Raw genomic sequence first — 23,136 nt, 5'->3', positions numbered from 1 at the left:
CGTCAGGTTCACCTTCGCCTGAACAGGGCGAGCGTGCGCGCCTGCAGCTTAACCTTTTGGCCCTCCTCGGCCACATCGCCCCTGTGCTCAATGTCGAAGGTTGTCAGCTCCAGCTGCCAGCTTCCACCGCCGGTGTCGGGCAGGGAAAAATCGATGTCCTCCGCGATCGGGTTGAACAGAAGCAGAATTTCAGGCCAGACCCCATCCTCTCCCTCCAGGTCGCGACGCTGCAGCTTGAGGGCGAGGGGATTTCCGTCCAGCCAATGCTCGGCTTCCTGGTGGCCTCCATCGACATTGTACCAATCGATTTGCATGCCGTCCCGCCAGTTCGCACGACGCAGCAATGGTTGCGCCTTGCGAAGCGCTATGAGGCGTCGACTGAACTCCCTCAGATCTTCACACCCTTGCGGCAGGTCTTCCCAATGCAGCCAGCTGATCTCGCTGTCCTGGCAATAGCCGTTGTTGTTGCCCATCTGCGACCGGCCGAATTCATCGCCAGCGAGCAGCATGGGTGTACCGTGTGAGAAGAAGAGCGTGGCCAGGAAATTTCGCTTCTGGCGATCGCGGATCGCGTTGATCTCCGCGTCATCGGTCGGTCCCTCATGGCCATAGTTGTGACTGCGATTGTGGTCGTGGCCGTCCCTGTTGTCTTCGCCATTGGCGTCGTTGTGCTTCTGGTCGTAGGAAACGAGGTCATTGAGGGTGAAGCCGTCATGCGCCGTGATGAAGTTGACGCTTGCCCAGGGGCGGCGTCCGCGCAGGTCGTAGATATCGCCTGAACCGAGAAGCCGGGCCGCGAAGTCCTGAGAGGTATTGTCGGCGTTCAACCAGTATTCGCGCGTCGAGTCGCGATACTTGTCGTTCCACTCGGCCCAGCCCGGCGGGAAGCCGCCGACATGATAACCACCCGGACCGATATCCCAAGGTTCTCCGATAAGCTTGACCCTGGAAAGCACCGGGTCCTGCGTTACGGCGTCGAAGAAGCCGCCACGCTGGTCAAAGCCCTCGGGCTCGCGGCCAAGGATGGTGCCGAGGTCGAAACGGAATCCGTCGACATGCATCTCCTCTGCCCAGTAGCGGAGGCTGTCCATGACCATCTGCAGCACCCGCGGGTGCGAAGTGTTGACCGTATTCCCGGTTCCGGTGTCGTTGATGTAGTAGCGATGATTGTCGGGCATCGTCCGGTAGTACGAGAAATTGTCGATGCCCTTGAAGGAGAGGGTTGGCCCCAGTTCATTGCCTTCGGCCGTGTGGTTGTAGACGACATCGAGAATGACCTCGATGCCGGCGTCATGGAAGGACCGCACCATGTCGCGGAAGCCGGCGAGACCCTTGGGGCCATAATAGCGGCTGGCAGGTGAGAAGAAGCCGATCGTATTGTAGCCCCAGAAATTGTGAAGGCCCTTTTCCATCAAATGGCTGTCATCCGGGAAGGCATGCACCGGCAGCAGTTCGATCGATGTGATGCCGAGGCTCTTCACGTAGTCGACGGCAGCCTTGTGTCCCAGACCCTCGAAGGTGCCCCGAAGTTCCGGAGGTATGGCCGGATGCAACTGGGTGAAGCCCTTGACATGAGTCTCGTAGACGATCGTGTCGGCCCAGGGGATTTGCCTGAAGCCGTTGGAAATCCGGCTGGCGGCCGGATCAATGACGCGGCACTTGGGCGAGCATGAAGCGCTGTCCAGCGTGTTGTAGGACAGATCTTTTTCCTCGGCATCCAGATCGTAGCCGAAATGCGCCTTTGACCAGGCGAAGTCGCCGACGAGTTCGCGCGCATAGGGATCCATGACAAGCTTGTGCGGATTGAAACGGTGACCGTTTTCAGGCTCGTAGGGGCCATGTACCCGATAGCCGTAAAGTTGACCCGGCTTCACGCCCGGCAGATAGCCGTGCCATACCTCATTTGTGTATTCCGGCAGTTCGATCCGTGCGATTTCGACGCTGCCAGTGTCGTCGAACAGGCAAAGCTCTACACGTTCGGCATGGGCCGAAAAGAGTGCAAAGTTGGTGCCCTCGCCGTCGAAGCACGCCCCGAGTTGTTGCCACTCGCCGGGCATGACGGTGAAATGCGTGCTCATGGCGTCCATGTGATCCTCAAATGTATGGAGTTGCGCAGCTTAATTCGCCAGCGTGCGGCTTTGTTCCGTTGCTGTCCCGCCGGAACCTTCCAAGGCGCTGGTGGTTCTCTCGTTCATGCCTCCCTGTTGGCCCTGACCGAGGAGATCCCCATGCCAGCGAAATCGAAAGCACAACAGAAAGCTGCGGGTGCCGCGCTTTCCGCCAAACGCGGCGATACCAAGAAATCCGAGTTGAAGGGCGCGTCCCGCAGCATGGAGAAGAGCATGAGCGAGACCGAACTGGAAGAGCTTGCTTCGGTGAAGCGCAAGGGGAAGCCAGAGCATGCCGAGGATCGCTCATGAATTCCAAGGCATTTGAAGGGAAGACAGCATTGGTTACGGGCGCCGGATCCGGCATTGGCCGGGCCACGTCCTTGCGGCTCGCCCGCGGCGGTGCGCTCGTCGGATTGCTCGGCCGAACAGAGGATGAGTTGCAGGAGACGCTCGACGAGATCCAGGCCAGTGGCGGCGAGGGGATCGTGCTGGTCGCGGATGTCAGCGAAGCAGGCGAAATGGAGCAGGCTGTCGAGCGCCTGGTCAACGCACGCGGGGGACTGCATATCGTGGTCGCCAATGCGGGTATCAATGGAACATGGGCGCCGATCGACGATCTGAGGCCAGAAGAGTTTGACAGCACGATCGCCGTCAATCTCAGGGGAACTTATCTGACGCTTCATCATAGCGTGCGGCAAATGAAGAGCAGCGGCGGGTCCATTGTCGTCGTCTCGTCGATCAACGGCACGCGGACGTTCACGACACCTGGAGCGACGGCCTATTCAGCGACCAAGGCAGCCCAACTTGCTATGGTACAGCAACTTGCCCTCGAGCTCGGTCAATACGGGATCCGTATCAATGCCGTATGCCCTGGTGCGATCGATACAGAGATCGATGACAATACCCGCACGCGGAAGCAGCGTGAAGCCGAGGTGCCGGTTGAATTTCCTGAAGGGGATATTCCTCTGACGGGAGGAAAAGCCGGCACTGCCGCCGAAGTGGCTGATGTCATAGCCTTTCTCGCGTCCGATGCCTCCCGTCATGTGACGGGAACACCGATCTGGGTCGATGGAGGCCAGAGCCTTCTTCGGTGATCGGCTCGCTGTCTCCTGTCAGTCGGGATCGTTGGGCGGCAGGGGAATATGATGTTCAAGCCGATGGATCAGCCAGAGCACGCAAACCGCAAACAGTGTCGCGATCAGGGCAATCTGCCAGAAGCCCAGCCCGCAGGCGAGGCCGATCGAACCGGCAAACCAGAGACCCGCACCCGTGGTCAAACCTTTCACTTCACCCTTGTTGAAGACGATCATTCCTGCCGCGAGGAAGGCAATTCCGGCTGTCACCGCTTCGATGAGGCGGATGGGGTCCGGGCGGATCGCGTCGCTGGAGAAGGCCGAATGATTGGTGATTTCAATTGTGAGGATGGCGACGATCGCTGCCGAGAGGCAGACGAGGATATGGGTCCGCAGACCTGCGGCATGGGACCGCCATTCCCGCTCGAAGCCGACGACCGCCCCGCAAACGAGGGCAATCAGCAGCCGGATGATGATGGCTGAGAGCTCCAAGCTTGTCGGCGTGCCGAAACTCGTGAGTTCTGATGGCATGTCATGATCGATGGGCACCAAATGGTGCCCATCGCCTCTGCTTAATGTTTGTCTTCGGAGGCACCGACTGTCGAGGTGTAGGTTGCCGAGACCGGATCGCTCGCCGGGAAGGTATCTTCCAAGCCTTCCTCCAGTTCACTGTCACCGCGATCGCGCTTGTCCTGCTCCTGGCGCAGGCTTTCGACCGCGTCGCTGGGTTCGGATGCCGCATCGTCCCCGTCATCGGTCGAAAGACCGAAACGGCTGGCCTGCAAGAGCACAACCTGAGCCTTGGCGAGCGCATTGTCGCGGCTCAGGCCGCCATTCTCTGATTGGGCAAGACGCACGGAAACGCGCTCTCCGCCGTCCCCCATGAATTCCACGAGGAAGCCCTCGTTTGCGCCCGTTGCTTCGGTGACTTCGGTCCCGATGATCTGCATGACTGATCTCCCGATTTGAGTTGCCGGGGAAACGCTAGACCAGTCGTGTTGTTCCATGGATGCGCGTGCGAGGGAAAAAGGTTCGACGTGTGGACTCGACGGGGATGATACGCATTGTTCGACTTAACGTGTTGTTTACCATGCCGTTTGGCATTTTACGAAAATCTGAACAAAGCAGTGTCAGCGGCGTTGTGAAGGCAAAGGGAGACCCGAAATGAGACCAGGACAGGCCCTCGCCATCGATACGATCCTCATCGTCGAAGACGATGTCTTCATCTCAATGGACGCTGCCGACGCCGTCGCGCGGGCAGGCGTCAATGTAATCACCACCGAAACGGTCTGTGACGCACTTGAGATCCTCGAAACGGAACATATTTCGGGCGCGATACTCGACTTCATGGTCAAGGACGGTGCCGTGACGCCGATCGTGCAAAAACTGCGGCGCAGTGGGATACCGTTCCGCATCGTGTCGGGGTCGGCGATCAAGGAGATCGAGGACAAGGGTATCCCGCCGGAACTCTGCGCGGCCAAACCGGCTGATTACAGGCAGGTGCTCGTATCGTTGATGAAAGACGTTCCCGCGCCTAGCAGCCACTGACCCGAAGTGAGCGTCAGCTTCGTTTTGACATCAAGCGCTCAAGCGTTCGTTCCACGACATCGACCATGACCATGGTCTGGTGATCAACTTCGATGTTTAGCAGGTCGCCAGGCTTGTAGCGCGGGAAAGTCGTCTGTCGCAGGGTTTCCGGGATCAGGTTGATGGTGAATTCGTCACCGTCTGCTTCTGCGACCGTCAGGCTGGCTCCGTTCACGGCAAGATAGCCGCGCTTGAAAACGTATTTGGCCCATTCGTCCGGCACCCGGAAGCGAACATGGGCGCCCGGCATCTCCATTTTCGCGCCGACAAGTTCGGCGGTCGTCGCAATGTGTCCGGCGATGTTATGGCCGCCGTTCTCGTCGGTCGGTTTTGCCGAGCGTTCGATGTTGACGCCGTCCCCTGTCTTCAGTCCGCCGAGATTGGTCCGATCCAGAGTTGCATCCATTGCATCGAAGGTCACGATCGCGCCGTCCATCGACGTCACAGAGAGGCAGACACCCTCCACGTTGACACTCGCGCCGATCTGCAGATCGACCATCAGCCGTTCCGGCAACTCGATGAAGAAGGTTGTATAGCCATCATGACGGATGATGGACTTGATCGGGGCGACGGTTTGGACAATGCCGGTATACATGAAGCTTTCCTCGGTGATGCGCAGCGAAGGTAATGTCTCGCGGGCCAAAGACAATCCCTGCCACGGGACTCTGTGTTCAGCATTTTACCGCTTCAGGAACGCCGGGGACGTGGGCCGGTTGGGCACATGCGGCTTTCGACCGGGTTGCGATCTTGCTTCCGGTTGTCCTAGATCTGTCGTGTGCATGCGGCAGTCTGCGCGCTAAATTTCAATCTGGTGGTAATTCGATGACGAAAATTCTCTGCCTCGCTCTCAATCCGGCCATCGATATCTCTAGCGATGCCGAGGTCGTTCGACATACCCACAAGACGCGTACGCACAATCAGCAGCAATTTCCCGGCGGCGGCGGGATCAACGTTGCGCGTGTGATCGCCACGCTCGGCGGTGTCTGCGAACTGATGTTCCTCTCCGGTGGCGCGACCGGCGAGTTGCTCGAGGCCATGCTGAAGCGGCTGCCGGTTACCGCGCGGCCATTCCCGATCCACGATCCGGTGCGCGTCGCGTATGCGGTGCATGAAACCTCCACCAATCTCGAATATCGTTTCGTGCCGGAGGGGCCCCTCGTGACGGAGGAGGAACTGGCTCCCGTTTTCGAGGCGATCGCGGCGAGCGATGCGGACATCATCGTGGCGAGTGGCAGTCTGCCGCGCGGCGTACCCGACGATACTTATGTGCGGCTTGCCGAAATCATCGCCGCCAAGGGCGCGCGACTGGTTCTGGATACGTCGGGGCTTCCACTGTCGGAAGCCCTCTCCAGATCGCGCATGTTCCTGGTGAAGCCGAGCCTGGGGGAGTTCGAGGCATTTCTCGGGCGCAAGCTGACCCATGAAGAGGTCGGACCCGCAGCACAGGATTATGTCCGAACAGGTGCTGCCCAGTATATCGCAGTGACGCTTGGTGCCGACGGGGCGGTTCTCGCTACGGCGGATGGCATCATTCGGCTGCCGGCAATTGATGTTCCCGTCAACTCGGCGACGGGTGCGGGTGACAGCTTCGTCGCAGGCATGGTCTGGGCGCTGGCCGAGGGACGGGATGTCGAGGAGGCATTCCGGTTCGGGCAGGCTTCCGGGGCGGCCACGGTGATGACCGCCGGAACCGAGCTTTGCCGTCGTGGCGATGTGTTCGACCTGTTCGAGCGCGAGCAGCGGCGCGCTTGAATCCTGTCGGACGGATCACGCCCACGGGAATACCGCGCCCGGCTTGTTTTATTACTTGTCAATGACAATCAAGTTTTATATTGGAGGGCAGCGTGGAGACGCGGCTTAAGGCGTCCGATTTTTATCATCAGTTTACAGGGAGCTCCCAATGCCGCTCACTCATTCGGGACCTTCGCTCAAGCGATTTTGCCTTCTCCTGACCGTCATCCTGTCCGCCACTGGTGTTCATGCACAGGAAACGAGCCCGGGATTTATCCCGCCCCCGATCAATGCACCGCAGGCCTCGACGGAGCGCGCTCCAGGGGTTCCCTCGGCAGCAAATAGCCAGGAAGCCGAGACTCCGACGGGAGCCTCCACAACGACTTTGCCTGCCTCGCCGGAAACTGCCGTATCTGCGCCTGTGACCGCTGGATCAACAGCGCCGGACACACTGAGTATTCCTGCGGCTGCGCAAGCAGAAGCCCCTGTGCCGGATACCGCGACGGGCGGGACCGTGGCCAACCCCGCTGGTGCTGCTCTGCTGCCACCGACGCCGGTCGCTACGGAAGCGGAACCGACCGCTGCGGAAACCGGTCTGCCGCATGACCTGTCGCCGGAAGGCATGTTCATGGCGGCCGATTGGGTCGTCAAGTCGGTGATGATCTCGCTGGCATTCGCCTCAATGCTCACCTGGACTGTGTGGCTCGCCAAGTCGCTGCAGCTTTTCGGCGCACGGGCTCGGGCCAAGGGCGGCCTGAAGGCCGTCACCCGGGCGCACCAGCTGCAAGATGCTCTTCAGGCGCTTGAAAAGCGTGGTGGTGTGGTGGCGACCATGGTTCGCGCCGCCGAACACGAAATGCGCCTTTCGGACGCTGCAATCGACCAGGTGGGAGGTGACGGGGTCAAGGAACGTGTCGCATCGGCGCTTGCGCGGATCGAGGCGCGGGCCGGACGCCAGATGTCGAACGGGACCGGTGTTCTCGCGAGCATCGGCTCGACCGCGCCCTTCGTCGGTCTTTTCGGTACGGTCTGGGGTATCATGAACTCCTTTATCGGTATTGCCGAGACGCAGACCACCAATCTCGCGGTCGTGGCGCCTGGTATTGCAGAAGCGCTGCTCGCGACGGCCATTGGCCTGGTCGCGGCCATTCCGGCCGTCATCATCTACAACGTCTTTGCCCGTTCAGTGACGGGATACCGCCAGTTGCTCGCCGATGCCGGTGCCGGCATCGAGCGGCTCGTCAGCCGCGATCTCGACTTCCGCAAGAGTGCAAGGATCGCTCAGGCGAGCATGGCGATGGCGGCGGAGTGAGCAGATGGCCGGTGGTATTCGCGACAACAGCTCGGGTGACGATCTCGTCGAGAACCACGAGATCAATGTAACGCCCTTTATCGACGTCATGCTGGTGCTGCTGATCATCTTCATGGTTGCGGCGCCGCTGTCGACTGTCGATGTGAATGTCGATCTGCCCGCCTCGACGGCCAAGCCCGCCGATCGCCCGGATGAGCCTGTTTATGTGACGTTGAAGGAAGACATGAGCCTGTCGCTCGGCAATGACACCGTCGTCCGCGAGGGGCTCGGTGCGTCGCTCGACAAGATGACGGAGGGCAATAAGGATGCCCGCATCTTCCTGCGCGCAGACAAGACCGTGGACTACGGCCAGTTCATGGAGGTCATGAACCTGTTGCGGGACGCGGGTTACCTGAAAATCGCGCTCGTTGGTCTGGAAAGCTTGCCGACGGTGCAAGAGCCAGGGACAGATCCGGGGCCGACCCCGGTGGAGACCGCGCCATGATCGAGCCCCGCTCCACGAGACGTGTCGTTGGTGAGGGGCTGTTGTGGACCACGGCCGGTCTGTTGATTGCTACCGCGCATGCAGGCGCCGTTGCGGTTCTCCTGCGCGAACCCGAGATGGTCGTCGCCGAGAACGGACCACCGCCGGCGATCATGATCGAACTTGCGCCCGAACCCGAAGCCGTGATCACCGAAGAGAACGAGATCTCGACGGAAGAGGTTGATTCCGAAGAGGTGAAGACCGCGTCCAGCGAACCCTTGCCGGAACCCGTTCCCGATCCGGTGGCGCAGCCCTTGCCGGAGCCTCCGCCGCCAGAACCGGAACCGGATGTGGCAGAGGCCTTGCCGGAACCGCCTCCCGTGACCGAACCCTTGCCCGAGCCGCCGCCGGAGATCGATCCGATCGAGCAGATGGTGATGGCGGAACTCGACAATGTCGAGGTTCCGATCCCCATGATGCGGCCTCCGGTGCCGAGGCCGAAGGTCGAGAAGAAGAAAGAACCTGCGCCCAAGAAGGTGGTAAAGAAGCAGCAGGCGCAGCCGCCGGCCAGCCAGGCCGCGCGCACGGCAAAGGCCGAAGTGGCCCAGTCGACCCGCAATGCCGCTGCAGCGACGGCCAATGGTTCCGGTCGCAGCATCTCGCCAGCGCGATGGCAGTCGCGACTGATGTCGCATCTCGAGCGCCGCAAGCGTTATCCGAGCGCCGCGCGCAGTAATCGCGAAGAGGGCACGGTCTATGTGCGCTTCCGGATCGACAATTCCGGCAATGTGCTTTCGGTCTCGTTGTCGCGCTCGTCGGGCTATCCTGCGCTCGACAGTGCTGTGCTCGATATGGTGCGGGCGGCGTCGCCAGTCCCGGCACCGCCTGAAGGCGTCAACAAGACGATCACGGCTCCGGTGCGCTTCAATCTGCGCTGAGCCTGGCCTGGGCCACCAAGGCCAACGCCTTGCGCGCAACCAATGCGCGGAGCTTTCCTGCATCTACCCGAATCCAGTCGATCTCGCCGGTACCATGGGAGAGTTGCTGGTCCAGTACATCGGCCGTCGCGTCGGAGTCGGTGACAGGGCGCATTCCGATGCGGGACCGCAGGATCGACGGGTCGGCCTCAAGCCACAGTCCGACGAATCGCACTCCGGTCTTCTCCGCGACCTGCTTTATGGCTTGTCTTTCCTCGGCACGGGCGAAAACGGCATTGGCCACGACGGAGCCGCCGGCATTGATCACCAGTTCGGCTTTTTCAGTCATTGCGGCATAAACTGTCTTGGATACCTCCGGCCGATAGGCTTCTGCCGGCATCGGTGCCCCCCTGACATGGCCGAGCATAGCGCGGCGGAGGCGATCGCTTTCGAGAAGGCGGGCACCGGGTGGCAGGCCCAGCTGAGGGGCTATGGCTTCGGCCAGTGTCGATTTGCCTGAACCGCTCAGGCCTCCAATCGCGACCAATATCGGTTCCTCCTCTCGCAGCAAGTCAAGTGCCAGCGCCCGATAGGCCCGTGCCTCTTCGGCGGCATGGCCGGTCTGATCACCCAGATCGCGCAATTGCGTCGCGCCGACATGGGCGCGGATCGCGGCTCTGAGAGCGAGCAGGAATGGGAAGAGACCATAGCCCGCATCGTCGCCGGTCCTGTCGAGATACCGGTTGACGACGGCGTTGGCGAAATCAGGCAGGTTCCGGTGCCAGAGGTCCATCAGCAGGAAGGCAAGGTCGTAGAGGATGTCGGATTCTGCGAGGTTATCGTTGAAGTCGATGCAATCGAACATGCGCGGCCCCTCGGGGCCAAGAAAGATGTTGTGAAGGTGCAAGTCGCCGTGACAGTGGCGGATCATGCCGGCGCGCTCCCGCTCGTCGAGCAGCGGCGCGTGACGATCGAGAGCCGTTCTGAACAAGGTGTTGAGGACGGTTGTCTGCTCCGCGCTGAAGAGCGTCACGGCTGAAAAGGCCGCATCATTGATATCGAGGACTGCGGAGAGGTTTTGCTTCCCGCTGCTCCTGTGAACGACCCCGGCAATCCTGTGAAAGTCTGCAATGCGTTCGGCCGTCTCTTCCATCAGGGGCTTGGACAACTGGCCGCGTTCTGCCATGCGGTCGAACAGCATGTCCTGGGAAAAGCGATGCATCTCGACGACGTAGTCGATCGTCTCTCCGTCGCCGTCGAATGAAATTTTGCCAGAAGCGTCCTGCGTGATCCGCCTTGCGCCGCAATAGATTTCCGGCGCCGTGCGCCCGTTGAGCGCAAGTTCTGCCTTGCAATAGCGCTGCCTCAGCGCGAGCGTCGAGAAGTCGGCATAGGGTAGCTTCACGGCCCGTTTGAGCTTGTAGGCCTTTTCGCCCGCCAGAAAAATCAGGGATATATGGGTCTCGATCACCTCCACGGCTGAGGTGATCCCATGGCTTGCCGGGTCCCGGAGATAGGCGATCGCGACGGATTGATCCTCGACTAACATGCATCCTCCCGCGTGACGGTCGGCGCAGTTTCGACCATTCGCGAAACGAAGGCCAGCATCTTGCGCATCGACCTTTGTCGCAGGGAAGAAGGGCCGGTGGATGTCCACCGGCCCTTGCACACTCAGTCGATGTCGAACTTGACGCCCTGGGCGAGTGGCAGGGTGCGGCCGTAGTTCACGGTGTTGGTCTGGCGGCGCATATAGGCCTTCCAGCTGTCTGAGCCGGATTCGCGGCCACCGCCCGTTTCCTTCTCACCACCGAAGGCACCGCCGATTTCGGCACCCGACGGGCCGATGTTGACGTTGGCAATGCCGCAATCCGAGCCACGGTCGGAGACGAAGGCTTCGGCTTCGCGGATGTCGTTGGTGAAGATCGACGACGAGAGACCTTGGGGCACATCGTTGTTGAGCGCGAGCGCCGTGTCGAAATCGGCATATTTGATGACATAGAGGATCGGGGCGAAGGTTTCCTCAACGACCGGGCCGCACTGGTCCGTCATTTCGACGAGCGCCGGGCGCACGTAGAAGGCTTCAGCTGCTTCGTCAGAGCGGACGCGGTCGCCGCCGTGCACCTTGCCGCCATTGGCCTTTGCGGCTTCCAGGGCGTGTTGCATGCGCTCATACGAGCCCTTGTCGATCAGCGGTCCGATCAGGTTGCCGGCTTCCAGCGGGTTGCCAATGGTGACGGAGCCGTAGGCCTTGACGAGGCGCGGCACCAGCGTGTCGTAGACGCTTTCGTGGACGAAGAGGCGGCGCAGGCTTGTGCAGCGCTGGCCGGCGGTGCCCATGGCGGAGAAGGCAACGCCACGGAGCGTCAGATCGAGATCGGCGGTCGGGCCGACGATGGCGGCATTGTTGCCGCCGAGTTCGAGGATCGAACGGCCGAAGCGGGCGGCGACGCGCGGGCCGACAGCGCGGCCCATGGCGGTCGAGCCGGTTGCCGAGATCAACGGGACCTTCGGATGATCGACGAGGATCTCGCCGATGTCACGGCCGCCGATCAGGAGCGTCGAGAGATTGGCCGGGGCCTTGCCGCCCTGGGCGTTGTAACGCTTCAAAGCTTTTTCGAAGATCGCATGGGTGGCGATGGCGGTGAGAGGGGTCTTTTCCGACGGCTTCCAGATCGTGGAGTTTCCGCAGACCAGAGCCAGTGCTGCGTTCCACGACCAGACCGCCACAGGGAAGTTGAAGGCCGAGATGATGCCGGTGACGCCGAGCGGGTGCCAGGTTTCCATCATGCGGTGTTCGGCGCGTTCGGTTGCGATCGTCAAGCCGTAGAGCTGACGCGACAGACCGACGGCGAAATCGCAGATGTCGATCATTTCCTGAACTTCGCCCAGGCCTTCCGAGGTGATCTTGCCGACTTCGATGGAGACCAGGCGGCCGAGCTCGGTCTTGGCGGCGCGCAGTTCCTCGCCGAGCAGGCGGATCAGTTCGCCACGTTGCGGGGCGGGTACGAGGCGCCATTCGAGGAAGGCCTTGTGGGCCGCGTCGATGGCCTTGCGGGTGTCGTCGGCCGAGATTTCGGCGACGGCTGCGATTTTCTCACCGTTGATCGGCGAACGTACCGACAGCGTGCCGCCAGTCAGTGCCTTGGCGTCGACGCCGAAGCTTGCCATGAGGGTTGCCGTTTCGGCAGAAAACTTGAGAGTGGCGAGGGTCATGGTGGTCCTTCCGTCAGGTCTACCTGGTTCTTGTTTGTTCAAAATCGTGCGCCGGCCAGATGCGCCACCTGGGCGCCGGCCTCGTACCATGTTTCCTTCAGGGTGCGGAAGGCCGGTGCTTGTGGATCGGTAAGTGGCAGGGGAAGTTCTCCCTCTGCTATCTGGCCGAGGATATGGCCTGCGATCGTCTTTCCAAAAACGGTCCCCGGCGAGATGCCGCGGCCATTATAGCCTGAAAAGCCGATGACGCCTGGCGCAAACTTGTGAAAACGCGGCAGGGCATTGGTGGTCATGCCGATCTGGCCGTACCATTCGCTTTCGAAGGCGATGTCGCCGATCTGAGGGAAGATCGCCTTCAGGGCCCGCTGCGCCCAGGCGCGGTGGATGGAAAGGCCGGTGCCGCGCAAGGCGCCGACACTGCCGAAGACCATTCGCCCCGCCTTGTCCAAGCGGAAGGAGGAAAGCACTTCCTTCGTGTCCCAGCACCCTTGGCGCTCCGTCAGTACAGACTTACGCAAGTTGTCGCTGAGCGGGACGGTGGCGAAGTTGAAATAGGGCAGGTGAACCTGTTCCTCGCGCACGGCGGCGAAGGGGCCGTGGCTATAGGCATCCGTTGCGACAACGATCCATTGCGCATCGACGGAGCCTTGCGCGGTTGAGACTCGCCACCCCTTTGCTGACTTGTCGTAGGACACGACCGGGCTTGCCGTATGCAGAACCGCTCCGGCCTTCTGTGCCGCATGTGCAAGTCCCCTTGCATAGGCGAGGGGCTGCAGCGTCCCGGCGCGGCGGTCAAGCAGAGCGCCTTGATACGCACGTGTTCCGATCTTGTATTCGGTCTGCGCTTCATCGAGCAGTTCCACCGGTGCACCCCGACGTTGCCATTGCTCGGCGCGTGCCTCGATCTCCTTGCGCCCGCTGGTTCCCACGGCGCAGTGCAGGGTGCCCGTGCGTTCAAGCTCGCATTCGATCCCGTGACGATCGATCAGATCCATCACCGCGCGCGGGCCGTTGCCGAGGAGTTCGAGCAAACGTTCGCCATAAACAGGGCCGAGTTCTCCCTGCAGGTTGTCCGGCATGACCCACATGCCGGCATTGATCAGCCCGACATTGCGGCCCGCGCCTCCGAAGCCGATTTCCTTGGCTTCGAGGAGAATGACGCTGGTCCCGGCTTCGGCGAGGTGCAGGGCTGCGGAGAGGCCGGTATAACCGCCACCGACGATCACGACATCCGCTTTGGCCGTGCCGTCGAGCGGCGGTGCCTGTGGAGCAGCCGGGGCCGTCTTTTCCCAAAGTCCGTGGGAGCGAGGATCGTTCAGCATTGCATGGCCCCGGGCTCTCAATGGTTTCGAGGCCCGCAGCCCACTCAGGGTGCATCATTCCGCCTCGTACTGTCTTGTGATTTCTAGAAGAGCGTTCTACCCCATTCCAGCGATAAATTCTCAACAGATCATTCCGAAAAGGCATGACCAATGCTCCCCGCGCGCCGCTTCCTCCCGTCGCTTTCCTTGCTGGCCGCCTTCGAGGCTGCGGCGCGTACCGGGAGCATCACGGCGGCCGCACGTGAACTCGACCTCACTCAGAGCGCCGTCAGCCGCCAGATCAAGGCGCTCGAGAACCAGCTCGGGGTGGAGCTCTTCCTGCGTGAACGGCAGACGATACGACTGACGGTCGCGGGCGACAGCTATGCTCGCGAGATCCGTGAGGCGCTCCGGCGCATTTCGAGCGCTTCGCTCAACCTGCGCGCCAATCCGCAGGGAGGAACGTTGAATCTGGCGATCCTGCCCACCTTCGGCGCGCGCTGGCTCGCGCCCCGTCTCGGTCAGTTTCTGGCAGCCAATCCCGGCATCACGATCAATCTGGTGACGCGGCTGTCTCCCTTCGACTTCCGCCTCGATTCCATCGACGCGGCGATCCATTTCGGCGATGCCGTGTGGCCGGGTGCGGAGCTAACCCTCTTGATGGAGGAGGAGACCATTCCGGCCTGCAGCCCCGACTACAGACGCAAGCTCGCGATCGAGAAGCCTGCCGATCTGCTCGCCGCGTCGCTGTTGCATCTTACCACGCGGCCGGATGCCTGGGAGCGCTGGTTCACCGAAAACGGCATCGCGTTCGAGAGCGTACACGGCATGCTCTTCGACCAGTTCGCCACGGCATCTCAGGCGGCAATCGGTGGCCTGGGCGTTGCGTTGTTGCCGACCTTCCTGATCCAGGATGAGCTTGCACGGGCCGAACTCGTCCCTGCCATCGACCGGCCGATGCGGAGTGCGCAACGCTACTATCTCGCCTCACCACGCGAAAGGGCGGAGTATCCGCCTCTCGTCGCCTTTCGCGCGTGGATCTTGCGGGAATTGTCCGGAACCTGAAGTCTTCGATCAGATGGCGGTGGCCGTCGCTGCGATCCAGACGGCGAAGACCAGATGCGTCAGGTGATGAAGTGTCTGGTCGGTGCCGAGAAGCCACCAGTAGGCGGCCTGCTCGACATTCAGTCGGTATCGCTTCTGCACGAAGGTCTTGCTCTTGTCGATCAGCCCGTGCACCACGAAATCGATCGCGGCAAGCCAGGCAAGCTGTGGAGCGAGCAGGAGAGCTATGAGCAACGTGCCGGCCGCGTGTACCGAGATATGGGCGAGCAGCGGAGCACGCCAGTTCGTCGGTTGTTCCTTGCCCTTTGCCATCCAGCTTGTCTGGAACAGGAAGTCGGCCACCAAGTGCTTGATGATGAACAGAGCGACGGCCCAGATGAAAAGCTGGGTGGAGATTTGCTCCGGCATGGTGGGCATGAACGTTCCTTCGGCATTGGGACCTGACCGAAGATAGACCACTCTCCAAAACGCTGTGAAGCGGCCTTTTGGGCTACTCAGTTTTGCGCTTTGCGCTTCCTTTACATAAAGATGGCGTTTCGGTGCTGCCCGTTAGGGCCATGGTAGTGCCTGTGGGGTTGTCACCAGCCGTCGGAAAGCACCTTTTCCAGCATGTCGACGAAGAAATCCGCACTTTCGCGGCTAAGGCAGAGCGGTGGCTTTATTTTCAAAACGTTAAGATGATCGCCCGTCGGTTGCATGATCACGCCGAGATCGAGCAACCTCTGGCAGATCCCGGCCGTTTCCTCCGTCGCCGGCTCAAGTGTCTCCCGATCGCGAACGAATTCCAGTCCGAGATAGAGACCCATGCCATGAACGGCGCCGACAAGCGGGAAACGCTGGCCGAGAGCTTCAAGGCGGGCTTTGAGATGATCGCCGGTGACGCGTGCATTCTCCTGCAGGCCCTCGTCATGCATGATGTCGAGGACCGTCATGCCGACCACGCAGCTTACGGGGCTCCCGCCGGACGACGAGAAGAAGTAGCCTTCCTTCTCCAGACTATCGGCGATCTCCCGGCGTGTGATCACGGCGCCAAGCGGCTGGCCGTTGCCCATGCCCTTGGCGACCGTGATGATATCAGGCACGACGCCCTGCTGCTCGAAGCCCCAGAAGTGGTGGCCGAGCCGGCCATAACCGACCTGCACTTCGTCGGCGATGCAGAGACCGCCGCGTTCATGAACCAGATCGTAGACTGCGCGGAGATATCCGGGGGGCAGCGGAATACCACCCGCATTGCCATAGACGCTTTCGGCGATGAAGCCGCCAAGCTGCCCGCCGCTGTTTACGATCTTTGCAATCTTTTCGGCGACAGCTGCGACATAGGCTTCCGTCGATCCGTCGCCGCGATGTTTGCCCCTGTAGGTGTTGGGTGACAGGACCGGATGGACCCAGTCTGGGCGGGTCTCCAGGGCGCGGGGATTGTCGGCGATCGAGGTCGAAACGGCATCACTGGCAACCGTCCAGCCGTGATATGCCTCAAGCAAGCTCAGGATATTGCGATGGCCCCTATGGGCCCAGGCCAGCCTTAGTGCGAGATCGACGGCTTCGGAGCCGGAGTTGACGAGGAAGACGGTGTCCAGCCCTTCCGGAGCCAGAGATGCCAGCCGGTCCGAAAACTCTGCGACAGCCGCGTAGTGAAAGCGGGAATTGGTGTTGAGCAGCGCCCATTGCCGCTCAACGGCACCTGCCAGGCGGGTGTGGCCATGACCGAGGATCGTCACGTTGTTGACCATGTCGAGATAGGCGCGGCCCTTTACGTCGAAGAGATGCTCCTTCCAGCCGCGTTCGATCTGTGGCGGATTGGTATAATAGTGCTTCTGCGGTTTGGCGAAGCTCCTGTGGCGGCGGTCCAGTACGGCGGCGCTGTCCGTTTCGGGCGCGTCCACGCCGACACCGAGGAGGCATGACGGGGACGGGCAGAGGCGCCGCCAGATGGTGCTCTGCTGTGGTCTTGAAAAGAGTGGCGGAACGAGATCGGGATCGCGGCAGAACTGAATTCGCAGGCCGCCAATGCCGCCGGCCGCGCCTGCCACCTTGCCGATGGCATCACCCGCCGTGACGCTCGCTCCGTCTTCCAAGCTGCAGTCGATGCCATCGAGATGAAGCGACAGAGCATGCGTAGAGAGGATGAGATGATGCCCGTCGAGCAGGATGGTGCCATCGAAAGGGGCGAAAGCTTCCGTCGCGCCGGGAAGACAGACGTCGATATGCAGGGCAAAGGTGGCCGGCGCCGTTGCAGAGAGAAGCTTGGTGTAAGACAGCCGATACTCGCCATAGCGGGTCGAGGCGACACCGGTTTCCACCGCGGCACGTGCAAGCAGCTTCCAGTCGATCTCCTGGTCTGCCCAGCTGTCGCGCGGCAGGTCCGGGCTGGTGACGGTCAGGTCGGTCAGCCGGAAATCGCCGGGCTTGAGCGACGGGAGCAGCAGATGCGAAATCTCGATGTCCGGCGCATCGTTGCTCGCGCCGGCAGCGTCCAGGATTGCGGCCTCCATCAACGGATAAGGCACCGATGTGGCGACCTCCAAGATCGCGCGCTCATGGTCGACATTGCCGAGTATGTAGTCGTTGTCCGGTTCGATCGACAACTGATGCTCGCTGCTGGCGACGAGCACTCCGGCCCGCGCGACGATCAACGGCCAAAGAGCTTTCAGTTCCTCATTGCTCAGCGGGTAGGCTTCGTGGAAGGCTTTGACCGCCGGCAGGATGAAAAATGGATCGCCGTCGGCGTGGTGGAGCAATGCGGCACAGGTGACGGCGAGATCGGCCACCAGCCAGCCATACAGCACGTCACCGAAATCGATTACGCCATCCGGCATCAGCCGCCCTGCGGCGTCCGGTGTAGCGACGACATTGTCGTCGGTGATGTCGTGATGGATGGCCTGGATGCGGAGGCTGGGGGCAAGCGGCTGGATGCGCTTGACTGCCATGATCATGGCCTTGGCAATCCGGTCTCGCTGCTTCTGGTCCGTAATGGATTTGAGCAGATGCAGGGCGATCGGGCCTGCCCGGCGCAGGTCCCATTGCAGTTCCCGGTCGAGGCCGTCGTGCCTGAAATCCTTCAGTCCACGGGCGACACGCGCCACGACATCGCCCAAGGCGGCGACGGTTTCGGCCGAGAGATGCTTCTGGCGGGTCAGCGCTTGACCATCGAGATAGGAGAGCAGCCTGATCCAGTAGCGTTCGCCGTCGAGCTCGATCTGCGGAATGTAGTCTCCTGTAAGGGCGGCGATCGGCTCAGGAATACGCAAGCCTGTGTCGAGACTGCGAAGATGCTCCATGGCGTGGTTCTGGGCTTCCAGCTCGTGGCGCGGATATTCCGCGCGCGTCACCTTCAGGACGAGGCGTTCCGTGCCGGTGTCGATCTGGAAGTTGCGATCCTGCTGGCTGCCGAGTTCCCGGATGGGACCACTGAAACCATAGAATTCACTGAAGATGAACTTGGCGTCGTCGAGCGAGACGTTCGGGCGTGGCAATTCGGTGCGCTGGAGCAGATCCGAGTCGGCCATACGGTTTCTCCCAGGGGAATCATGACGGGAGATTAGCAGAGCCTTGCTCGGCGTCTATCCCGCAGAACGGCGGGAGCAAAGGCGGTGGGCGCCGTTGCCGGCGCCCATGTCAGTGTCAGCCCATCCGCTCGGAGGCGTAGGAGCCCGGGCTTGCCGGGAAAACGACGGTACGATTGCCGTTGATGAAGGTACGGTGGTGAATGTGGGCGTGGATGGCCCGTGCCAGCACCTGGCTTTCAACGTCACGACCGATCGAGACATAGTCGTCTGCCGACTGGGCATGGGTGATGCGCGCGACGTCCTGCTCTATGATCGGGCCTTCATCAAGGTCCGTGGTCACGTAATGCGCTGTCGCACCGATCAGCTTCACGCCGCGCTCGAAGGCCTGCTTGTAGGGGTTCGCCCCTTTGAAGGAGGGCAGGAAGGAGTGGTGAATGTTGATGATCTTGCCGGACATCTTGCGGCACATGTCATCGGACAGAACCTGCATGTAGCGGGCGAGTACGATCAGTTCGGTGCCGGTGTGTTCTGCCAGGTCCATGATCCGGGCCTCAGCTTCCGGCTTGTTCTCCTTCGTCACCTTGATGTGGTGGAAGGGGATATCGTGGTTCACGACAACCTTCTGGTAATCGAAGTGGTTGGAGACGACGCCAACGATGTCGATCGGCAGCGCGCCGATCTTCCAGCGGTAGAGAAGGTCGTTCAGGCAGTGGCCGAAACGCGAGACCATCAGCAACACCTTCATGCGCTTGGCGGCATCGTGCAATTCCCAGTTCATGCCGAATTTTTCGGCGACGGGACCAAAGCCCTTTTCCAGCTTTGCTTCAGCGACGCCTTCCTCGGAGATGAAGGACACGCGCATGAAGAACTGGCCGGTGTGAAGGTCGTCGAACTGGGAACTGTCGACGATGTTGCAACCCTGCTCCGCGAGATAGCCCGAAATCGCAGCCACGATGCCGCGGGTCGACTGGCAGGATACGGTCAATACATAGCTCGTCATAGGTTCTATCATCTCCTCGGCGGGTGCAGCCGCGTGTCTCTATCGCATCTCCGGCGCGATCGGAAGCGCGCACCGGAAACTGACTGTTGTCCTTGCGAAGGGGAGGCCTTTTCACGGCGCGCCTTCCTGTCTTCGCGTTGGGTCGAGATTAGGGCAGGAAATGCAAAACCTCGTTCCTATTGCGCCTTTCGAAGGCGCATCTTCGCCGTTCCCATGGTCACGACGGACAAACCACCGGATCCCCCCATCCGTGGCATTGACCTTTGCCCAAGCACCAATAACCTGCGCCCAACTTAGCTCCGGACCGAGACCGTCATGGCATTCCGAATGAAAATTCCCACCGGCAAAAGCACCCTCTTCGATCTGGTGCGTGCCTCCTGTGTCGCGCTCGGGCTCCTTGCCATGACGTCGCAGCCGGTGCTTGCGAGCGGGACGTGCCTCAGGGGCGTCAACCTTGCAGGTGCCGAGTTCGGTGAGGAAGACGGTGTCTATGGTACGGCCTATACCTATCCGACCGACGCGACCATCGCCTATTTCGCCGACAAGGGGTTCAACTCCGCGCGGCTGCCTTTTTCCTGGTCTCGCCTGCAAACATCGCTGGACGCTGATTTCGATCCGGCGGAATTCGATCGGCTCAAAGATACGGTATTGCGCTTGCGCGCGGCGGGGCTGACCGTGGTCCTCGATCCGCACAACTACGCCCGGTATCGAGGCGAATTGATCGGCTCACCGGGCGTACCTTACGAGGCATTCGCGAAATTCTGGACCGGACTTGCTCTGGCCTTTGGCAATCAGGACGGTATCGTCTTCGGACTGATGAACGAACCGCATACCATGCCGACCGCGCAATGGTTGGATGGAGCCAATGCTGCAATCGCGGCGATCCGGGCCACGGGTGCCCGCAATCTCATTCTCGTGCCGGGAAATGCCTGGTCGGGCGCGCATAGCTGGACCGGAGAAGGTTATGACGGTGCCAATGGCACGGTCATGCTCGGGGTGAAGGATCCGCTCGAGCACTACGCGTTCGAAGTGCACCAGTATTTCGACGACGATTTCTCCGGGACGAATGCCAATTGCAGCCGGGCGGATGATGCGGTCGCGGCGATCGAAAACTACTCACGTTGGCTGCGCGACAACGGCAAGCGCGGCTATCTGGGCGAATTCGGCGTGCCGGGTGACGAGGTCTGCATTCAGGCGCTCGAAAGCATGGTGAAAGTGGTCGAGCGGGACCGTGATGTCTGGATCGGCTGGGCTTACTGGGCCGGCGGCGACTGGTGGCCGGAAGAAGAGGCACTGAACATCCAGCCGACAGCGTCTGGCGACCGGCCGCAGCTTCGGGGTCTGACGCCGGTCCTGAAAGACTTTTCGGCTGCGGCATCGACCTGTCCGGCACTCGGCCCCTGATGTCGATGCATGGGTACCCACTTCAGATGCTTCACCTTCAAAAATGCCCGAAAACGCGACCTTAACGCTTTTCCTCTAGGCAGGCCGGAAGATTGACTGGAACCATCCAACGAGAGGTTGCGGCATGGAGAGCATGACTGCGTCAAGGCCAAGCGCCGTGACAGGCTTGGCCGAGGGCGCGCGTATCGTCCAGATCGTGCGCCAGTATGCGCCGAGCCGGGGCGGTCTCGAAGACGTCGTTTCCAATCTCAGCCGCTCCCTTGCTTCCCGCGGGTTTGCGGTGCGCGTGGTGACACTCGATCGGCTGTTTCGCGATCCCGGCGAGGTCTTGCCCTTTCGCGAGATGATCGACGGGGTCGAGGTCGTCAGGATCCCCTGGCGCGGCAGCAGCCGCTATCCGCTGGCACCTGCAGTTTTCCGACATATCTCCGATGCGGATCTCGTTCATGTCCACGGTGTCGATTTCTTCTACGACGCGCTTGCCTGGACACGGCCGTTTCACCGCAAGTCGCTCATCGCCACGACGCATGGAGGGTTCTTCCACACCAAGAACCATGCGGCCATCAAGAAGATCTGGTTCCAGACGGCGACCCGTGCTTCTGCGCTCGCTTACGATGCGCTTGTCTGTTGCAGCCAGTCAGACCACAGGATGTTCGCGCCCATCGCCGGGCATAGGGCACGTCTGATCGAGAACGGCGTGGATATCGAGAAGTTCGCTGCGCTCGGCAGTGAGACGCCCGTGCGGCGTATGGTGACGATTGGTCGATTTTCCGTCAACAAGCGGCTCGATCGACTCCTTGATTGCATGGCTGCGCTGAAAAGCCGGTCGATCGGCTGGCATCTGGACGTTGTCGGTTCGCCGTCCGACCAGACGGAGGCGGATCTTCGGGCCGCAATATCGACACGCGGTCTCCAGGATGAGGTGCACCTGCATGTCGGCATATCCGATGCGGAGTTGCGCGAAGTGTTGTCGCGGTCGTCGCTCTTCGTATCCGCCTCGGAATATGAAGGCTTTGGTCTGGTGGCCGTCGAGGCGATGAGCGCCGGGCTTGTGCCTGTGCTGCATTGCAATGAAGCCTATCAGGCGCTCGCAGCCCGTCATTCCGGGGTCGCGGTAAGCGATTTTTCCCGCGCGGATGTCGCTGCAACGGCGATAGAGGGCACATACGAGGCGTTGTTCGCTTCACCCGGTCGTCGCTCCGAGATGATGGTCGCCGCCTCGCAGCATGGCTGGTCTGACGTCTGCGATCGGCATGTCGCTCTCTATGGAGAAGTCCTTGGATCCCGGTCGCAGGAGGTGCTAGCCTGATGAAATCAGCTTCCAAGCGTATCCTTGTCGTTTCGGGACATCACTTCGCGGATGCTCCTCGCCGCGTCGATCTCCACTTCATGTCGGATCAACTGCGCGAGGAGGGAGCGGCGGTCGATTTCCTGATCTGCCGGCTCAGTCCGCTCAGCCGTTTCATCGGTGACGGGCGTTACAAACATGCGCTCACGCGTCCCATCAATACGTGGTTCCGGCTGGACGAGCGCCTCGAAGAATTCGTCTGGTTCGCCCCGTTTCACCCGATCAATCTGCGCTACGGTTGGCTGAACGCTGTCGTGGCTCCGCTTTACCGTCGGTACGGGCATTTCCTGCCAAAGGCCGTCACGGAACGATTGTCGTCCTACTCGCATATCGTCATTGAAAGCGGGCCTTCGCCGCTGTTGACGCGATATCTGCGTCGACATGCGCCAAAGGCGAAGTTCATCTACCACGCGGCCGACCGGTTGGAGACGATCAGGGTGCATCCCTGCATCATCGAGGAACTGAATGCCACGCTGCCGCAGTATGATCAGATTCGGATCATGGCAGAGGCAATGCGCTCGGATTTCACTGCCCAGGATCGGGTCGTTTTCGTTCCGCACGGGATCAGCAAGGGGCTGTTCGAGGCCGCGGCCACCAGCCCCTATCAAGGCCAGCGCCATGCGATCAGCGTCGGCGACATGATGTTCGATGCCGGCATGATCGAGACCCTTGCAGTCGCGAATCCTGACTGGACCTTCCACCTCTTCGGCAAGAAAGCGCTGCCGCTACAGCCGAGGGCCAATATCGTCGTACATGGTGAAGTGCCGTTCGCAACCATCGTGCCGTTCATCAAATTCGCCGATGTCGGGATCGCCCCCTATCGTTCCGGCGCCGGTGCCGACTATCTCAGCCAGTCGAGCCTGAAGATGATCCAGTACAGCTATTGCCATCTGCCGATTGTCGCGCCGCGCTTTGCGGCGGCCGGTCGGGACAATGTCTGTGCCTATGAGCCCGACGATCAGGAGTCGATCCGGGCGGCCTTCGAACGCGCCAAGGTCATGGACCACCTGACCATCGATACGTCCGGTATCTGCGACTGGGAAGAAGTTGTCGACCGGCTGTTCCACGCGCCGGGTGCTGCCTGAATTCGTGTCATGAACTGGAT

The 23,136-nt window shown here is 61.2% G+C and carries 21 protein-coding genes; 11 read left to right on the top strand and 10 right to left on the bottom strand.

Annotated features, from left to right (window positions below; translation table 11 throughout):
• Positions 1-8 precede the first annotated feature (8 nt).
• The gene (glgX, locus tag QTL56_RS11640) at positions 9-2,087 is read right to left on the bottom strand and encodes a glycogen debranching protein GlgX (RefSeq protein ID WP_289393186.1); all 2,079 of its coding nucleotides are present in this window, start codon (positions 2,085-2,087) and stop codon (positions 9-11) included.
• A gap of 141 nt (positions 2,088-2,228) precedes the next feature.
• Between glgX and QTL56_RS11635 the strand changes: the two genes are divergently transcribed.
• Both QTL56_RS11635 and QTL56_RS11630 read left to right on the top strand, forming a co-directional pair.
• The gene (locus QTL56_RS11635; RefSeq protein ID WP_229576065.1) at positions 2,229-2,420 is read left to right on the top strand and encodes a DUF3008 family protein; all 192 of its coding nucleotides are present in this window, start codon (positions 2,229-2,231) and stop codon (positions 2,418-2,420) included.
• Positions 2,417-3,205, top strand: coding sequence for an SDR family oxidoreductase (locus QTL56_RS11630; protein ID WP_245137827.1), 789 nt, complete (start codon positions 2,417-2,419; stop codon positions 3,203-3,205). Before QTL56_RS11635 ends, QTL56_RS11630 begins: the two co-directional genes overlap by 4 nt.
• 18 nt (positions 3,206-3,223) lie before the next feature.
• Here the strand turns inward: QTL56_RS11630 and QTL56_RS11625 are convergent, their stop codons facing one another.
• Positions 3,224-3,715, bottom strand: a complete 492-nt coding sequence (locus tag QTL56_RS11625) for an MgtC/SapB family protein (protein ID WP_229576063.1) — start codon at positions 3,713-3,715, stop codon at positions 3,224-3,226.
• Between the two features lie 41 nt (positions 3,716-3,756).
• On the bottom strand, positions 3,757-4,134 hold the full coding sequence (locus QTL56_RS11620; RefSeq protein WP_229576062.1) for a hypothetical protein: 378 nt from the start codon (positions 4,132-4,134) through the stop codon (positions 3,757-3,759).
• A 214-nt stretch (positions 4,135-4,348) separates the two neighbouring features.
• Here QTL56_RS11620 and QTL56_RS11615 point away from each other — a divergent pair, with 214 nt between their 5' ends.
• The gene (locus tag QTL56_RS11615) at positions 4,349-4,732 is read left to right on the top strand and encodes a response regulator (protein WP_229576061.1); all 384 of its coding nucleotides are present in this window, start codon (positions 4,349-4,351) and stop codon (positions 4,730-4,732) included.
• Positions 4,733-4,745: 13 nt separating this feature from the next.
• Here the strand turns inward: QTL56_RS11615 and QTL56_RS11610 are convergent, their stop codons facing one another.
• Positions 4,746-5,420: a riboflavin synthase subunit alpha gene (locus tag QTL56_RS11610; protein ID WP_289393185.1), complete on the bottom strand. Its 675-nt coding sequence runs from the start codon at positions 5,418-5,420 to the stop codon at positions 4,746-4,748.
• A 173-nt stretch (positions 5,421-5,593) separates the two neighbouring features.
• On the opposite strand from QTL56_RS11610, the gene QTL56_RS11605 reads away from it, so the two are divergent.
• The 4 genes from QTL56_RS11605 to QTL56_RS11590 all read left to right on the top strand — a co-directional run bounded on the left by QTL56_RS11605 (position 5,594) and on the right by QTL56_RS11590 (position 9,215).
• Positions 5,594-6,523 carry a 1-phosphofructokinase family hexose kinase gene (locus QTL56_RS11605; protein ID WP_245137826.1) on the top strand — a complete coding sequence of 310 codons (930 nt, stop codon included), beginning with the start codon at positions 5,594-5,596 and terminating at the stop codon, positions 6,521-6,523.
• A gap of 148 nt (positions 6,524-6,671) precedes the next feature.
• Positions 6,672-7,814 carry a tonB-system energizer ExbB gene (exbB, locus tag QTL56_RS11600; protein WP_245137825.1) on the top strand — a complete coding sequence of 381 codons (1,143 nt, stop codon included), beginning with the start codon at positions 6,672-6,674 and terminating at the stop codon, positions 7,812-7,814.
• Between the two features lie 4 nt (positions 7,815-7,818).
• Complete coding sequence (gene exbD, locus QTL56_RS11595) at positions 7,819-8,298, top strand: TonB system transport protein ExbD (RefSeq protein WP_245137824.1); 480 nt, start codon at positions 7,819-7,821, stop codon at positions 8,296-8,298.
• A complete protein-coding gene (locus QTL56_RS11590) occupies positions 8,295-9,215 on the top strand; it encodes an energy transducer TonB (RefSeq protein WP_245137823.1) in 921 nt (306 codons plus the stop codon). Before exbD ends, QTL56_RS11590 begins: the two co-directional genes overlap by 4 nt.
• Here the strand turns inward: QTL56_RS11590 and QTL56_RS11585 are convergent.
• The 3 genes from QTL56_RS11585 to QTL56_RS11575 all read right to left on the bottom strand — a co-directional run bounded on the left by QTL56_RS11585 (position 9,202) and on the right by QTL56_RS11575 (position 13,729).
• A complete protein-coding gene (locus tag QTL56_RS11585) occupies positions 9,202-10,743 on the bottom strand; it encodes a bifunctional aminoglycoside phosphotransferase/ATP-binding protein (protein WP_245137822.1) in 1,542 nt (513 codons plus the stop codon). The genes QTL56_RS11590 and QTL56_RS11585 overlap by 14 nt on opposite strands.
• Before the next feature lie 122 nt (positions 10,744-10,865).
• On the bottom strand, positions 10,866-12,407 hold the full coding sequence (amaB, locus tag QTL56_RS11580; RefSeq protein WP_245137821.1) for an L-piperidine-6-carboxylate dehydrogenase: 1,542 nt from the start codon (positions 12,405-12,407) through the stop codon (positions 10,866-10,868).
• A 38-nt stretch (positions 12,408-12,445) separates the two neighbouring features.
• Positions 12,446-13,729: an NAD(P)/FAD-dependent oxidoreductase gene (locus tag QTL56_RS11575; protein ID WP_245137820.1), complete on the bottom strand. Its 1,284-nt coding sequence runs from the start codon at positions 13,727-13,729 to the stop codon at positions 12,446-12,448.
• 150 nt (positions 13,730-13,879) lie between these two features.
• On the opposite strand from QTL56_RS11575, the gene QTL56_RS11570 reads away from it, so the two are divergent.
• The gene (locus tag QTL56_RS11570; RefSeq protein WP_245137819.1) at positions 13,880-14,773 is read left to right on the top strand and encodes a LysR family transcriptional regulator; all 894 of its coding nucleotides are present in this window, start codon (positions 13,880-13,882) and stop codon (positions 14,771-14,773) included.
• Between the two features lie 9 nt (positions 14,774-14,782).
• On the opposite strand, the gene QTL56_RS11565 is transcribed toward QTL56_RS11570, so the two are convergent.
• The 3 genes from QTL56_RS11565 to purU all read right to left on the bottom strand — a co-directional run bounded on the left by QTL56_RS11565 (position 14,783) and on the right by purU (position 19,279).
• Complete coding sequence (locus QTL56_RS11565; RefSeq protein ID WP_245137818.1) at positions 14,783-15,190, bottom strand: DUF3307 domain-containing protein; 408 nt, start codon at positions 15,188-15,190, stop codon at positions 14,783-14,785.
• 161 nt (positions 15,191-15,351) lie between these two features.
• Positions 15,352-18,279, bottom strand: a complete 2,928-nt coding sequence (locus tag QTL56_RS11560; protein ID WP_245137817.1) for an aminotransferase — start codon at positions 18,277-18,279, stop codon at positions 15,352-15,354.
• Between the two features lie 115 nt (positions 18,280-18,394).
• Positions 18,395-19,279 carry a formyltetrahydrofolate deformylase gene (gene purU, locus QTL56_RS11555; RefSeq protein ID WP_245137816.1) on the bottom strand — a complete coding sequence of 295 codons (885 nt, stop codon included), beginning with the start codon at positions 19,277-19,279 and terminating at the stop codon, positions 18,395-18,397.
• A gap of 327 nt (positions 19,280-19,606) precedes the next feature.
• On the opposite strand from purU, the gene QTL56_RS11550 reads away from it, so the two are divergent.
• The 3 genes from QTL56_RS11550 to QTL56_RS11540 all read left to right on the top strand — a co-directional run bounded on the left by QTL56_RS11550 (position 19,607) and on the right by QTL56_RS11540 (position 23,116).
• The gene (locus QTL56_RS11550) at positions 19,607-20,683 is read left to right on the top strand and encodes a glycoside hydrolase family 5 protein (RefSeq protein ID WP_245137815.1); all 1,077 of its coding nucleotides are present in this window, start codon (positions 19,607-19,609) and stop codon (positions 20,681-20,683) included.
• 124 nt (positions 20,684-20,807) lie between these two features.
• A complete protein-coding gene (locus QTL56_RS11545; protein WP_245137814.1) occupies positions 20,808-21,992 on the top strand; it encodes a glycosyltransferase family 4 protein in 1,185 nt (394 codons plus the stop codon).
• Positions 21,992-23,116: a GumK N-terminal domain-containing glycosyltransferase gene (locus tag QTL56_RS11540; protein WP_245137813.1), complete on the top strand. Its 1,125-nt coding sequence runs from the start codon at positions 21,992-21,994 to the stop codon at positions 23,114-23,116. Before QTL56_RS11545 ends, QTL56_RS11540 begins: the two co-directional genes overlap by 1 nt.
• The last annotated feature ends 20 nt before the right edge of the window (positions 23,117-23,136 follow it).

The organism is Peteryoungia algae (assembly GCF_030369675.1).
In the GTDB taxonomy this organism is placed as follows: Bacteria; Pseudomonadota; Alphaproteobacteria; order Rhizobiales; family Rhizobiaceae; genus Allorhizobium; species Allorhizobium algae.
This window is presented reverse-complemented; position numbering and strand designations above follow the sequence as displayed.